General features: G+C 60.8%; 15 protein-coding genes. 8 read left to right on the forward strand and 7 right to left on the reverse strand.

Annotation, left to right across the window (positions count from 1 at the left end; genetic code table 11):
• The first annotated feature begins 54 nt into the window (after positions 1 to 54).
• On the forward strand, positions 55 to 1,116 hold the full coding sequence (locus H8B20_RS01965) for an AraC family transcriptional regulator (RefSeq protein ID WP_200610871.1): 1,062 nt from the start codon (positions 55 to 57) through the stop codon (positions 1,114 to 1,116).
• Here H8B20_RS01965 and H8B20_RS01970 read toward each other — a convergent pair.
• Entirely contained in the window at positions 1,073 to 2,527 is a 1,455-nt protein-coding gene (locus tag H8B20_RS01970; RefSeq protein WP_042558162.1) for a TrkH family potassium uptake protein, read from the reverse strand. The genes H8B20_RS01965 and H8B20_RS01970 overlap by 44 nt on opposite strands.
• A 121-nt stretch (positions 2,528 to 2,648) precedes the next feature.
• On the opposite strand from H8B20_RS01970, the gene H8B20_RS01975 reads away from it, so the two are divergent.
• Positions 2,649 to 3,215, forward strand: a complete 567-nt coding sequence (locus tag H8B20_RS01975) for a nitroreductase family protein (RefSeq protein ID WP_042558163.1) — start codon at positions 2,649 to 2,651, stop codon at positions 3,213 to 3,215.
• A gap of 76 nt (positions 3,216 to 3,291) precedes the next feature.
• Here H8B20_RS01975 and H8B20_RS01980 read toward each other — a convergent pair whose 3' ends face one another.
• The 6 genes from H8B20_RS01980 to H8B20_RS02005 all read right to left on the reverse strand — a co-directional run bounded on the left by H8B20_RS01980 (position 3,292) and on the right by H8B20_RS02005 (position 7,584).
• Positions 3,292 to 4,632 (reverse strand): sensor histidine kinase, encoded by a 1,341-nt coding sequence (locus tag H8B20_RS01980; RefSeq protein WP_115147843.1) that lies wholly within the window; start codon positions 4,630 to 4,632, stop codon positions 3,292 to 3,294.
• Positions 4,633 to 4,802: 170 nt separating this feature from the next.
• The gene (locus tag H8B20_RS01985) at positions 4,803 to 5,252 is read right to left on the reverse strand and encodes a Spy/CpxP family protein refolding chaperone (RefSeq protein WP_047300241.1); all 450 of its coding nucleotides are present in this window, start codon (positions 5,250 to 5,252) and stop codon (positions 4,803 to 4,805) included.
• A 188-nt stretch (positions 5,253 to 5,440) separates the two neighbouring features.
• The gene (locus H8B20_RS01990; protein WP_047300242.1) at positions 5,441 to 6,118 is read right to left on the reverse strand and encodes a response regulator transcription factor; all 678 of its coding nucleotides are present in this window, start codon (positions 6,116 to 6,118) and stop codon (positions 5,441 to 5,443) included.
• Positions 6,119 to 6,125: 7 nt separating this feature from the next.
• On the reverse strand, positions 6,126 to 6,536 hold the full coding sequence (locus tag H8B20_RS01995) for an SH3 domain-containing protein (protein WP_210622515.1): 411 nt from the start codon (positions 6,534 to 6,536) through the stop codon (positions 6,126 to 6,128).
• A 150-nt stretch (positions 6,537 to 6,686) separates the two neighbouring features.
• Entirely contained in the window at positions 6,687 to 6,986 is a 300-nt protein-coding gene (locus H8B20_RS02000; RefSeq protein ID WP_016987935.1) for a YciI family protein, read from the reverse strand.
• A 1-nt stretch (position 6,987) separates the two neighbouring features.
• Positions 6,988 to 7,584 carry a septation protein A gene (locus H8B20_RS02005; protein WP_210622215.1) on the reverse strand — a complete coding sequence of 199 codons (597 nt, stop codon included), beginning with the start codon at positions 7,582 to 7,584 and terminating at the stop codon, positions 6,988 to 6,990.
• A gap of 87 nt (positions 7,585 to 7,671) precedes the next feature.
• On the opposite strand from H8B20_RS02005, the gene H8B20_RS02010 reads away from it, so the two are divergent.
• From H8B20_RS02010 to rluB, 6 genes are all read left to right on the forward strand, one after another.
• Positions 7,672 to 8,535, forward strand: coding sequence for a PHP domain-containing protein (locus H8B20_RS02010; protein WP_210622216.1), 864 nt, complete (start codon positions 7,672 to 7,674; stop codon positions 8,533 to 8,535).
• Between the two features lie 13 nt (positions 8,536 to 8,548).
• Positions 8,549 to 9,178 (forward strand): L-threonylcarbamoyladenylate synthase, encoded by a 630-nt coding sequence (locus H8B20_RS02015; protein WP_115147863.1) that lies wholly within the window; start codon positions 8,549 to 8,551, stop codon positions 9,176 to 9,178.
• 123 nt (positions 9,179 to 9,301) lie between these two features.
• Entirely contained in the window at positions 9,302 to 10,000 is a 699-nt protein-coding gene (locus tag H8B20_RS02020) for a segregation and condensation protein A (RefSeq protein WP_210622516.1), read from the forward strand.
• Positions 10,001 to 10,011: 11 nt separating this feature from the next.
• On the forward strand, positions 10,012 to 10,995 hold the full coding sequence (gene scpB / locus H8B20_RS02025) for an SMC-Scp complex subunit ScpB (protein ID WP_210622217.1): 984 nt from the start codon (positions 10,012 to 10,014) through the stop codon (positions 10,993 to 10,995).
• 144 nt (positions 10,996 to 11,139) lie between these two features.
• Complete coding sequence (locus H8B20_RS02030; RefSeq protein ID WP_007919669.1) at positions 11,140 to 11,331, forward strand: DUF1289 domain-containing protein; 192 nt, start codon at positions 11,140 to 11,142, stop codon at positions 11,329 to 11,331.
• A 154-nt stretch (positions 11,332 to 11,485) separates the two neighbouring features.
• Positions 11,486 to 12,703 (forward strand): 23S rRNA pseudouridine(2605) synthase RluB, encoded by a 1,218-nt coding sequence (gene rluB, locus H8B20_RS02035; protein WP_042558174.1) that lies wholly within the window; start codon positions 11,486 to 11,488, stop codon positions 12,701 to 12,703.
• Positions 12,704 to 12,808 lie beyond the last annotated feature (105 nt).

Here is a 12,808-nt window from a genome sequence, read left to right on the forward strand (position 1 = left end):
ATCCTTCGCAAATCGGGCCGCAACAGGCGACCCGCCATGCAAAAGAAAAACGCCATGAGCGAACGAACGACTTCTGCAAGCTGGGCGATGGGGATTGTCAAAGCATTGGAGATGGACGGCCTGGATTGCCGGGTTCTGTTCAAGCAACTGGGGCTGGATTACTCGGCTCTGGATGATCCGGATGCGCGTTTCCCGCAAGACTCCATGACCCGGCTCTGGCAACGGGCGGTGGAGGTGTCCGGCAATCCGGCCATCGGTCTGAACATGGGCAAAGTGGTGCGCCCGGCCTCGTTTCATGTCGCCGGTTACGCGCTGATGTCCAGTAATACCCTGGTCGAAGGCTTTCAACGGCTGGTGCGCTATCAACGAATCATCGCCGAAAGCGCCGACCTGAGTTTTCGTCTGCTGGATGAAGGTTACGCGCTGATTCTGACGGTGCACGGCGATCACTTGCCGCCCACCCGGCAAAGCGCCGAAGCGTCGCTGGCCTGTGCGCTCGCCCTGTGCGGCTGGCTGAGCGGGCGCACGCTGCATCCGGTCAAAGTGTTGCTGCAGGGCGATGAGCCGGCTGATCTGCAACCCTACAAACACGCTTTCCATGCGCCGCTGGTGTTCAGCGCGCCTTACGATGCGCTGATCTTCAAACGCGCTGACATGGAGGCGCCGCTGCCCACCGCTAACGAGGCCATGGCGCTGTTGCACGATCGCTTTGCGGGAGAATACCTGGCGCGGTTTTCCGAAAGCCGTGTGACTCACAAGGCGCGGCAGGTGCTTTGCCGGTTATTGCCTCAGGGCGAGCCCAAGCGCGATGCGGTGGCGCAGACTCTGCACCTCTCGCAACGTACGTTGCAACGCAGGCTGCAGGAGGAGGGCACGAGTTTTCAGCAGTTGCTCGATGACACTCGCCGCGAACTGGCCGAACAGTACCTGGCGCAGCCGAGCATGACCCTGCTGGAAATCGCCTATCTGTTGGGCTTTGCCGATCCGAGCAACTTTTTTCGTGCCTTCCGCCGCTGGTTCGACAGTACGCCCGGTGATTACCGGGCGCGGTTGGCCAAGGCGCTCAACGCCGTCAGTGACGCCAAAAGGCCGGTATACACAGTACAAACACCGTAATGATTTCCAGTCGGCCGAGCAGCATGCCGAACGACAGGATCCACTTCGCGGCATCCGGCAGCGTGGCGAAGTTGCCTGCTGGGCCAATGGTCTCGCCAAGGCCCGGGCCGACGCCGGACACGGTGCTGGCGGCGCCGGTCAGCGCGGTCATCCAGTCCACGCCCAGCAGCGACAGGAGCAGGGCGATCACGCAGATGGTGATGGCGAAGAAAAACGAAAACGTCAGAATCGAGCGCACGATCTCTTCGTCGAGCCGGTGACCGTTGTACTTCTGCTTGATCACCGCACGGGGGTGAATCAGCTGATTAAGGTTGGCCTTGAGCAGGATGTAGGCGACCTGGAAGCGGAAGATCTTGATCCCGCCTGCCGTCGACCCGGAGCAGCCGCCGACAAAGCCCAGATAGAAGAACAACATCAACGAGAAGTTGCCCCACAGGCTGTAGTCGCCGAGGGCAAAACCGGTGGTAGTCAGCACTGAAGTCACGTTCAGCGCCACATGGCGCAGCGCATCCAGCCAATGCAGTTGGGTCGTCCACCAGTACCAGGTGCCGAGCACCAGCCAGGTCACCAGCAACATCGCCAGCATGCCCTGCACCTGCTGATCCTTGATCAACGCTCGGCGATTGCCGCGCATCGTCGCCACGTACAGGGTGAACGGCAGGCTGCCGAGAATCATGATGACGATCGCCACCCAGTGCACCGCCGGTTGCGTCCACTTGGCCAGGGATTGGTCGGAGGTCGAGAATCCACCCGTGGAAATAGCCGACATCGCATGATTGATCGCGTCGAACAGGCTCATCCCTGCCCACCAGAACGCCAGACTGCCGAGGATGGTGATGCCGACATACGCCCCCACGATCAGCCGCGCCACCATGTGTGAACGGGGCATGACCTTTTCCGAGCGATCCGACGATTCGGTCTGGAACAGGCGCATGCCACCAATTCGCAGCAGCGGCAGAATCGCGACCGCCATGCCGATAAAGCCGATGCCGCCAATCCAGTGCAGCAGTGAACGCCACATCAAAATCCCGGGGGACATGCTGTCGAGGCCGTTAAGCACGGTCGCGCCGGTCGCGGTAATGCCTGACATGCTCTCAAAAAACGAGTCGGTGTAGCTGATGTGCTGAGTCAGCAGGAACGGCAGCGCGGCGAAAATACACACCACCAGCCAACTGCTGACGGTCAGCAGGTACATGTCACGCGGGCGCAGGTGAATGTGTTCCGGGCGGCCCGGAATCACCAGTGCGAGGCCGGCAACGAAGGTGATCATGCTCGCCCAGAGGAACGACGGCAGATCGCCGGTGCGGTCGAAAATCACCAGGGTGGCCATCGGCACGACCATGGCAATTGCCAGAGTGATCAGGAAGATGCCGATGATGAAACCAATGATCCGTAAGGTCGGCAACGCCATGAAGTCTGCTCGGGCTGATAGGAGAAGGGCGCCATTCTACCCGTGAGGCAGGGCATGTAAACCGGCATCCTTTTGGCAGATACCGCTAGAATAGCCGCATATTTTTTTCAGGAGGTGGCCGATGCAGGCTCTCGACGCTTTGCTCAACCGTGTTTCCGTTCCACGACTGGTCGAACCGGCCCCTACCGCGCAGCAGCGCGAAGCCCTGTTTGCCGCCGCGTTGCGCGCGCCGGATCACGGGCACTTGCAGCCGTATCGTTTTTTGACCGTCGAAGGCGCTGCGCGCGAGCAGATGGGCGAACTGTTGGCTGAAGCTGCGCAGAAGCAGGAAGGCGAAATCACTGAAGCCATGATCGACAAGGCGCGCAACGGCCCGCTGCGTGCGCCGCTGGTAGTTGTGGTGATCGCGAAACTGCAGGAACACGTCAAGTACCCGAAGGCCGAGCAGTTGCTGGCCGCCGGGTGTGCCGCCCACGGGATTTTGCTGGCGGCGTATGCGCAGGGGATTGGTGCGGTTTGGCGTACCGGGGATCTGGCTTATTCGCAGCATGTCGCGAAAGGCTTGGGACTGGTGGAGGGCGAGGAGGTGATTGCGTTCCTGTACCTCGGCACGCCGCAGAAAGAGCCGCGGGTGGCGGAGAAGGTCGATCTGGCGGAGTTTGTCAGCGCTTGGCCTGGTAAGGCCTGAAGATCAAAAGCCCCTCACCCTAACCCTCTCCCGAAGGGAGAGGGCTGGGCGGGCGGCGTTCCGATGAGGGTCGCTGTCAGGGCTGGACGACAGCCCCCGGCACCAGCGGCAATTCCAGACTGGCAACAAACCCGCCGTCAGGATGATTCGCCAGCACCAGACTCCCGCCATGCCGTTCCGCCGCACGCCGTGCAATCGCCAGGCCCAGACCATGACCCGCCGCTGTCTGCCCCGGCGCCCGATAAAACGGCTCGCCCAACTGACTCAGGTGTTCGGCCTGAACTCCCGGGCCATGATCGCGAACACTGATGACTATCCGCTCACCCTGCCGCGAGGCCTGCATTTCAATCGCCTGACCTTGGGGATTGAAGCGCTGCGCATTGCGTAGCAGATTGTCCACGGCGCGCTCGATCATGGTCGGCCAGCCCTTCAGATTCAGCTGTTGCTCGGCGTCCAGACTCACGTTCTGTTCCGGCGACGCCAACTGCGCATCCTTTTGCAGGGCGCTCAGCAGCGTATTCAAATCCACGTCTTCAGCGCTGGCGTTGTCGGCATCGACCCGCGCCAGCACCAGAATTTCACTGATCAGCGCTTCCAGGCGATCGCATTCGCGGGTCAGTCGGGGCCAGAGTTTTTCGCGTTCTTCAGGGTTGGCGCGCTCTGCCAGCGCCAGGGCAATTCGCAGCCGCGCCAGCGGTGAACGCAGTTCATGGGATACGTCGCGCAACAACTGACGCTGGCTGCCGATCAGGCTTTGCAGGCGCGCACCCATGCGGTTGAAGTCGTTGGCGAGGACGCCGAACTCATCGCGGCGGTTGGCCAGTTTGGCCAGGCTGTTCTGCTGATAAGTCGCTTGCCCCAGGTCATGTACCGCGCCGCGCAAACGGCTAAGCGGACGGGTGATGGAGAAGGTCACCAGCAAGCTGAACAGAGTCAGTACCACCAGCGCAATGCCCAGCGCACTCAATGGCCAGAGCAGGCTTTCGCGGTGCCAGGAGTCGAGTTCGGGGTGTGGGATGCGGTAGATGAACAAGTAGGTGTCACCGGTTTTTTCACTGGTGAACTCATCGGTCAGGCGCCGCCACGGCAGGCGTCGGTCATCGTTGTTCTGGCGGGCTTCGAAGGCAGCGGCACGACGGGGGAAGGTGCCGCGCACGACCGGGTCACCGCTTTCGTTCAGCACTTGAACATCGATGTGGTACTGGCGTTTGCGTTGTTGGAGGATCTGCTGAGCGGCTTCTTCGCCTTGTGCTTCGTAGCTCTGCGTCCACTCAGCCGCGAGGGTGTTGAGGCCCGGATGGCGACTGAGGATCCACGCGTCCTGATTGAGCATGTGCCCCAACAGAATGGACAGCCCTGCAACCAGAGCGATGGCCAGCCAGAAGCTTGCGAGAATACGCCAGAACAATGACCGCACAGAAAATCCTCAATCAAACGCGTAACCCCTGCAGGAGCTGCGGCACGCTGCGATCTTCTGATCTTGTTTTTCAAAAGCAGAATCAAAAGATCGCAGCGTGCCGCAGCTCCTACAGAGGGCGGATGTGAACAGGCCCGACGGTGTTAGCCGTCGGGCCTGTGGTTAAAACATTATTGCGCTTTTTGCGGCTGTTGCGCTTTCCACGCCTTGAACTCAGCCCATTCGGCGCGACGCTCGGCCTTTTTCTTCTGGATCTCGTCGAATTTCTTCTGTTGATCCGGTTTCAGCACGGCGCGAACATCGGCCTCGGCTTTCTTGTGGTTGGCTGCCACCTCATCCTTCATGGCTTTCTGGTCAGCCGGCGAGAGTTTTTCCAGGTACTTGTCGACCACTTGCTTACGCTCGTGCATCTGCTCGCCCATGATCTTGCGGATCTGCTCGCGTTGTTCGCGGGACAGGTCGAGTTGGCTGTACGGGCCTTTGCCGTGCATGCCGTGCATCTGACCGCCGTGGCGTGGGCCGTCGAGCGGGCCACCCATCGGACCGCCGTCTTGCGGCATGGCCATGGCGACGGTTGGCAGAGCGGCAGCGAACATCAGAGCGATAAGAGTCTTGCGCATGGTGTATCTCCTTGTCTCGTTCCCGGTACGTTCCGGATGAGTTCAGATTACGCAGATCAAGGTCAGCGGCGGTCAGCGCTAGGTAAAGCTTGGGTAAAGACGATTTGTCTTAAGCCTTACACACAGACCCCTGCAGGAGCTGCCGAAGGCTGCTACAGGGGGGGCGGTCCCATTGGAGGGGGATCAGGTCAGAGGCAGTAGAAGTAACCGCGGCTGCGCAAGGCAACGATGCGCGGGCGACCGTCGGGATGCGGGCCGATTTTTTTGCGCAGGTTGCTCACGTGCATGTCGAGGCTGCGGTCGTACAGGGTCAGCTTGCGGCCGAGGGCCAGTTGCGCCAGTTCCTGTTTGTCCAGCGGCTCGCCGGGCTGCTTGAGCAGGGCTTCGAGCAGACGGCTTTCGGAAACGGTGAGGGTCAGTTCTCTCTCGTCGATGCTGACCACACCGCGCACCGGGCTGAAACTCAGGTCGCCCAGCTCAAGCTGCGTCGACACGGCCGCCGGGTGGCTGCGGCGCAGCACGGCGCGCAGGCGTGCGGTCAACTCGCGTGGATCACACGGTTTGGCCAGGTAGTCGTCAGCGCCCAGTTCCAGACCGAGGATCCGGTCCAGTGGTTCGCCACGGGCCGAGAGCATCAACACCGGCAGATCGGCGTGATCGTTGCGCAATTGCTTGAGCAGTTCCAGACCGCTGCCATCGGGCAGCATCACGTCCAGCACCACCGCCGCCGGGGCGGTTTCGGCCAAGGCCTTGCGGGCGCTCTGGCCATCGTGGCAGGCACGTACCTGGAAGCCTTCCTGGCTTAGCCAACTGCTCAGAAGCTCACACAGCTCCTGGTCATCATCAATAATTAACAGCTCGCTCATGACTCACTCAATTTAACCATTGCCGACGTTTTCGGCTTGCCCCACTGGCAAAGATACCGCAGAGCAGCGCCAATAGCGCTACTCCGGCACCCGTGACGAACCACTGCTGCTGATCGGTCAACAAGCGCGGCAGCGGGCTGGCCTGGGCTTCCTTGAGTTGCAGCTTGAGTCGCTGGTTCTCTTGGCGCAACCGGGCGAGCTGAGCGCTTTCACGTTGGTTGTCGGCATTTTGCAGTTGTTTGCTCAATTCTTCCCGCTGCTGCTCGCTCGCTTTGAGGCGCTGCTGCAACTCGGTGATCTGGCTGCCGGCGCTTAATGACAATGGCGTGGAGCTGCCGCCTTCGGTGGTTTCATCACCATGGGTGGGTGCCATGATCGATAACGTGACCAACATCAGACACAACGGACCCTTGCGCATCGCGACACCTGTTTCCAAATGGATATTGGGCAGGTTGTCGGCAGGCAAACGAGAATAATGAGCGATTGAGAGTGTGATGAACAGACAAGGTTCAGTGATACAGATGTGTCGCGGGTAATGAGGAGATGAATCTCCTCATTACCGGACTTTTTAAGGCAGGACTTGCTTGAACGGCTTCACGATCACGTTGGCATAAACGCCTGCCGCGATGTATGGATCGGCATCTGCCCAGGCTTGCGCGGCGCTCAGGGAGTCGAACTCGGCAACAATCAGGCTGCCGGTGAAACCCGCTGCGCCCGGATCATTGCTGTCGACGGCCGGGTGCGGGCCGGCCAATACGATACGACCTTCGCCCTTGAGCGCTTGCAGGCGTTCCAGATGCGCAGGGCGCGCAGCCAGGCGAGCTTCCAGTGAATTGGCGACGTCGGTGGCAATGATTGCGTAGAGCATGTCAGTCCTCGGTTTTTGGTGTTGTGGCATCGGCGTCATGCAGGTGACGGGACAGGTAAACGCCCTGCGCGACCAGGAACAGCACGGTCATGCCCAGGCTGCCGAACACCTTGAAGTCCACCCAGATGCTCTGGAAGGTGAAGGCGACGAACAGGTTGGCGGCCCCGCAGAACAGGAAAAAGGCGATCCAGGCGATGTTCAGACGGGTCCACACCGGATCCGGCAGGGTCAGCGCGTGGCCCATGATGCGTTTGATCAGCAGGCGGTCACCGATGAAGTGGCTGCCAATGAAGGCGACGGCGAACAGCCAGTTGACCACCGGGGCTTTCCATTTCAGGAAGGTCTCGCTGTGGAACGCCAGTGTCAGGCTGCCGAACACGAGGCAGGCGATCAGGGTCAGCCATTGGCTCTTTTCCAGCTTGCGCTGTTGGATGAAAAGCGCGCCGTACACCACCAGGGAGCTGATGATCAGCATCGCGGTGGCGCTGTAAATACCGCCTACAGTCACTTCATGGCCAGCGATGTCGACGACCCGTGGATCAAGTTTGTAAACGATGAAGAACAGCAAAAGCGGGATGAAATCGATGAATTGTTTCACAGTGAGAGCCAGAAGCTGGATGTGGCGGCATAATAACAAACATATGGGCGCGCGATAGCGCTCGCTGATTTGAGGTTACAACTCTCCGTGAATGTTGATTTGCACTGCCATAGCACGGCCTCCGATGGCGCCCTGGCGCCTGCGGTTCTGGTTGCGCGTGCGTTCGAGAACGGCGTGCGAGTCCTGGCCCTGACCGACCACGATACCCTTGAAGGCCTCGCCGAAGCGCGCACGGCCGCGACCGAACTGGGGATGCAGCTGGTCAACGGCGTCGAGTTGTCCTGCACCTGGGGCGGGGCAACCATTCATGTGTTGGGTTACGGTTTCGACGTCAATGCTGCACCGTTGGTCGAGGCGATCGCCAGATTGCACGATGGGCGTTGGCTGCGGTCGGAAGAAATAAGCCGCAAGCTTGCCCTCAAGGGCATGCCCGGTGCCCTGGATGGTGCGAGGCAGATCCAGCGGGAGCTGGGCGACAGCGGCAACGCCCCGGCCCGTCCGCATTTCGCCGACTGGATGGTCCGTGAAGGTTTTGTAAAGGATCGCGCCGAAGCCTTCCGCAAGTGGCTCGGTGCCGGCAAGTTGGGCGACGTCAAGCAACACTGGCCGACGCTCGAAGACACCGTTGGCACGCTGCGCGCTGCGGGTGCCTGGGTCAGCCTGGCGCATCCGTGGCACTACGATTTCACCCGCAGCAAACGCCGAAAGCTGATTGCCGACTATATTCAAGCGGGCGGGCACGCGATCGAAGTGGTCAATGGCCATCAGCCCGCGGAACAGGTGGGCAGCCTGGCAATCCTTGCCCGTGAGTTCGGTCTGCTGGTCAGCGCCGGCAGTGATTTTCATGGCCCTGGAGGTTGGTCCGAGATCGGCCAGTACCGGCCGGTTCCCGAGGACCTTCCACCCCTGTGGTGTCGGTTCAAACATGACACAGTTATTGCCGCCGTCTGAACAGGTAGAGAACGTGAGTCAATTTTTCCAGATACATCCGGAAAACCCGCAAGCGCGCCTGATCAAACAGGCGGTCGAGATCATCCGCAAAGGCGGGGTCGTGATTTATCCCACCGACTCTTCCTACGCCATCGGTTGCCAAATCGGCGACAAGACCGCCATCGAGCGCGTTCGACGCCTGCGTCAGCTCGACGAAAAGCACAATTTCGCCTTGATCTGCAGCGACCTGTCGCAACTGGGCAACTACGCCAAGATCGACACCGGCACCTTCCGTATTCTCAAGGCGCATTTGCCGGGACCGTACACCTTCATTCTCAACGCCACCCGTGAAGTGCCGCGCCTGTTGCTGCACCCCAAGAAGCGCACCATCGGTTTGCGCGTTCCCAGCCATCCGATTGCGCTGGCGCTGCTGGCCGAACTTGGCGAGCCGCTGATGAGCGTGACGCTGATCATGCCCGGTGATGAAGATCCAATGACGGATCCATACGAAATGCGTCAATTGCTTGAGCATCAAGTGGACCTGATCATCGACGGCGGTTTCGGCGGCATCAAGGCTTCCACCGTGATTGACCTGACGGGTGACGATCCTGAAGTAGTCCGCGTCGGTTGCGGCGATCCGACCCCGTTCATGGTCGAGGCCTGAATGTCCGCAGTGGAAACCGTTGCCGATCCTCAGGCCGGCGCCCAGCAGGAGCTGCCGTTCGCCATGGTCTATGGCCAGGCGGTCATGGAAATGCCGCTGGACCTGTACATTCCGCCGGATGCGCTGGAAGTCTTTCTTGAGGCCTTTGAAGGTCCGCTCGACCTGCTGCTTTACCTGATCCGCAAACAGAACATCAACATCCTCGACATCCCGGTGGCGGAAATCACTCGCCAGTACATGGGCTACGTCGAGTTGATGCAGTCGGTGCGTCTGGAACTGGCCGCCGAGTATCTGGTGATGGCCGCGATGCTCGCCGAGATCAAATCGCGCATGCTTCTGCCACGGGCCGAAACCGTCGAGGCGGAAGAGGACGACCCGCGCGCCGAACTGATCCGTCGCCTGCAGGAGTACGAGCGTTTCAAGGCTGCTGCCGAAGGCATCGACGGCTTGAGCCGGGTTGGCCGTGATGTGGTCGTGCCCAAGCTCGACGCCCCCGAAGCCCGGGCGCGCAAGCTGTTGCCCGACGTGGCGCTGGAAGAGATTTTGATGTGCATGGCCGAAGTGCTGCGCCGTGGCGACATGTTTGAAAGCCATCAGGTCAGCCGCGAAGCGCTGTCCACCCGCGAACGCATGAGCGATGTGCTGGAGCGGCTCAAGGGCGGCGGTTTTGTGCCGTTCGTCGAGCTGTTCACCGCCGAAGAAGGTCGCCTGGGTGTAGTGGTGACCTTTATGGCGATCCTTGAACTGGTCAAGGAATCCTTGGTCGAGCTGGTGCAGAATGATCCGTTCGCCGCGATCCACGTGCGAGCCCGAGCCGAATAACGAGTCGAAACATGAACCTGACTGAACCCCGCGAGCTGGCGCCCCTGCTTGAAGCCTTTCTGTTGGCCTCGGGAAAGCCGCAATCCCTTGAGCGCCTTTTTGAACTGTTCGAAGAAGGCGAACGGCCTGAACCGGCAGTCTTCAAGAAAGCCCTGACCCTGCTGGGCAAGTCCTGCGAGGGCCGGGCGTTCGAACTCAAAGAGGTCTCGTCCGGCTATCGCTTGCAGATCCGCGAGAAGTTTTCGCCGTGGGTCGGGCGCCTGTGGGAAGAGCGGCCGCAGCGTTATTCCCGGGCCTTGCTGGAAACCATCGCGCTGATCGCCTATCGCCAGCCGATCACCCGTGGCGAGATCGAAGACGTACGGGGCGTAGCGGTCAACAGCAACATCGTCAAAACCCTGCTCGAACGCGAGTGGATCCGCGTCGTCGGCTACCGCGACGTGCCCGGCAAGCCAGCAATGTTCGCCACCACCAAGGGGTTTCTCGATCACTTCAACCTGAAGAATCTGGAAGACCTGCCACCGCTGGCCGAACTGCGCGAGATGGAAGCCGACCCGATACTCGATTTCGACGATGCCCCGGTGCCGCAAGGCTTGCAGGAACTGGCCGACGCCAGCGCCGAGCCGGAGGAAGAGAAAGAAGAAACCAGTTTCCATACGCTGTTGCTGGAGCTGGACAGCATGGAGGAGGGGATCAAGACCGACTTCGACGATCTGTTGCGCGATGGCGCCGATGCCGATTCCGATTCCGAAGCACCGTCGACCGAGACCGAAACTGTCGAGCCGGTGAACGAAGTTGAACTCGAAGAAGAGCCGCAAGCCGAACCTGAAGAGGACATTCTGGGCGTAGCCGAAGCTCGGGAAAAACTGCTCGCTGCCGTGGCGGCTCTGGAGCCACCCGCGCCAGACCCCGAACCGGAGTTGAGCGAAGAAGAAGCCGAAGCCCGCGCCCTGGCCGAAGCCATCGAAGCCGAACGCCGCGAGTTCGAGGACTGATCCTTCCTCAAGAACACTGTTGCCCCCTGTGGGAGCGAGCCTGCTCGCGAATGCGGTGTATCAGGCAACGATGATGTCAACTGACAGGACCCTTTCGCGAGCAGGCTCGCTCCCACATGGAGCGCTGCACATCTGGAGTATCTGATGAGTTCTACAAAAGATCCCTGCATCAGCCTCTGCAAATTCACCGACGACATCTGCCTCGGTTGCGGGCGCAGCAAGCGCGAAATCAAGGCCTGGAAGAAACTCGACAAGGACGACAAGCGCACTGTACTGGCCGAAGCCGCGTTGCGCCTGATCAAACTCGGTGGCGCCGGTCGGCGGAAAAAGAAATAACCTTGGCCTGATCGACTAGTCTCTGATGCGCGATGCCGCACATCCGCGTATGATTCGCGACCCTTCGCCGATCCCTTCGGTGAAGAACCCAGATTCCAATGCTTCAGACGCCCCGCTCAGGACGGCTGAACAGACCACACCGGGAGGTGCCCAGATGAGTGACATCAATCAGAAAGACGACCAGGAAATCGGCCCAGCAGGCGAAAAACTGCAGAAAGTCCTCGCCCGTATCGGCGTCGGCTCGCGCCGTGACGTGGAAGCCTGGATCACCCAGGGCCGGATCAAGGTCAATGGCAAAGACGCCACCCTCGGTCTGCGCGTCGACATTCTCGACGCCATCACCATTGATGGCAAAGTGATCAAGCGTGAAGAGGCTGCCGAATCGGTGCGCCGCGTGATCATGTACAACAAACCCGATGGCGAGATCTGCACCCGTGACGACCCGGAAGGCCGTCCGACCGTGTTCGACAAGCTGCCGCGTCCGAAAGAAGGGCGCTGGATCAACATCGGTCGTCTCGACATCAACACCACCGGTCTGTTGATGTTCACCACTGATGGTGAGCTGGCCAACCGTCTGATGCACCCGTCGTACGAGATGGACCGCGAGTACGCCGTGCGTGTACGCGGTGAAGTCGATGACGAAATGATCGAGCGCCTGAAAGCGGGCGTGGTGCTGGAAGACGGTCCTGCCAGGTTCACCGACATCAAGCAGGCGCCGGGCGGCGAAGGCTTCAACCACTGGTATCACTGCGTGGTGATGGAAGGTCGTAACCGTGAGGTTCGTCGTCTGTGGGAATCCCAGGGCCTGGTGGTCAGCCGTCTGAAGCGCGTGCGTTTCGGCCCGGTGTTCCTCAACTCCGATCTGCCGATGGGCCGCTGGCGCGAAATGAGCCAGTACGAAGTCGACATTCTGAGTGCTGAAGTGGGTCTGACGCCGGTGGCGATGCCGCAACTGAACGCCAAGAGCAAAGACAAGCTTGAGCGTCTGCAGCGCAAATCGTCGCGCCCGATGGGCAAGACCGAGCGCGTGCGTACGCTGCGTCCAGCCGCTGGTGCTCCGACCGGCCCGCGTCCATCGCGCGAGCCGCACATCGAAGGCGAGCGTCCGGGGCGCAAGCCGGTTGCCCGTGACGGCGAGCGCGCTCCGCGTCCGGCCAACGGTCGCACCGAGCGTGGCGAGCGGGGTGCACCTGCCGGTCGTGGCACGCCAGTGGCGGATCGTCCAGCGGACACCACCAACAAGCGCCCGGCCAAACCTGCACCAAAGCGTCCGGGGATCAAACTGGCCGACGACAAGCCATCGGGCAAGCGTCGCGGCGCACCGGCCGGTTCCGGCCAGCGTCCGGGTTTCGGTCGCAAGAAACCGGAATAAGGCAGCTGTGAGCTTCTAGCGGCAAGCTTCAAGCTAAAGCAGAAACGCCAACCGCAGGGTTGGCGTTTTTTTTCGTCTGGCGAAAGTGGGGTAGTGCTTTTGAGG

The organism is Pseudomonas sp. P42 (genome assembly GCF_017973755.1).
GTDB lineage: Bacteria > Pseudomonadota > Gammaproteobacteria > Pseudomonadales > Pseudomonadaceae > Aquipseudomonas > Aquipseudomonas iridis.

What these genes read in the sequence shown, in the direction of transcription:
- H8B20_RS01965 (WP_200610871.1), top strand. Translation starts at nt 55, where the DNA reads ATGAGCGAACGAACGACTTCTGCAAGCTGGGCGATGGGGATTGTCAAA.
- H8B20_RS01970 (WP_042558162.1), bottom strand. Translation starts at nt 2,527, where the DNA reads ATGGCGTTGCCGACCTTACGGATCATTGGTTTCATCATCGGCATCTTC.
- H8B20_RS01975 (WP_042558163.1), top strand. Translation starts at nt 2,649, where the DNA reads ATGCAGGCTCTCGACGCTTTGCTCAACCGTGTTTCCGTTCCACGACTG.
- H8B20_RS01985 (WP_047300241.1), bottom strand. Translation starts at nt 5,252, where the DNA reads ATGCGCAAGACTCTTATCGCTCTGATGTTCGCTGCCGCTCTGCCAACC.
- H8B20_RS01990 (WP_047300242.1), bottom strand. Translation starts at nt 6,118, where the DNA reads ATGAGCGAGCTGTTAATTATTGATGATGACCAGGAGCTGTGTGAGCTT.
- H8B20_RS01995 (WP_210622515.1), bottom strand. Translation starts at nt 6,536, where the DNA reads ATGCGCAAGGGTCCGTTGTGTCTGATGTTGGTCACGTTATCGATCATG.
- H8B20_RS02000 (WP_016987935.1), bottom strand. Translation starts at nt 6,986, where the DNA reads ATGCTCTACGCAATCATTGCCACCGACGTCGCCAATTCACTGGAAGCT.
- scpB (WP_210622217.1), top strand. Translation starts at nt 10,012, where the DNA reads ATGAACCTGACTGAACCCCGCGAGCTGGCGCCCCTGCTTGAAGCCTTT.
- H8B20_RS02030 (WP_007919669.1), top strand. Translation starts at nt 11,140, where the DNA reads ATGAGTTCTACAAAAGATCCCTGCATCAGCCTCTGCAAATTCACCGAC.
- rluB (WP_042558174.1), top strand. Translation starts at nt 11,486, where the DNA reads ATGAGTGACATCAATCAGAAAGACGACCAGGAAATCGGCCCAGCAGGC.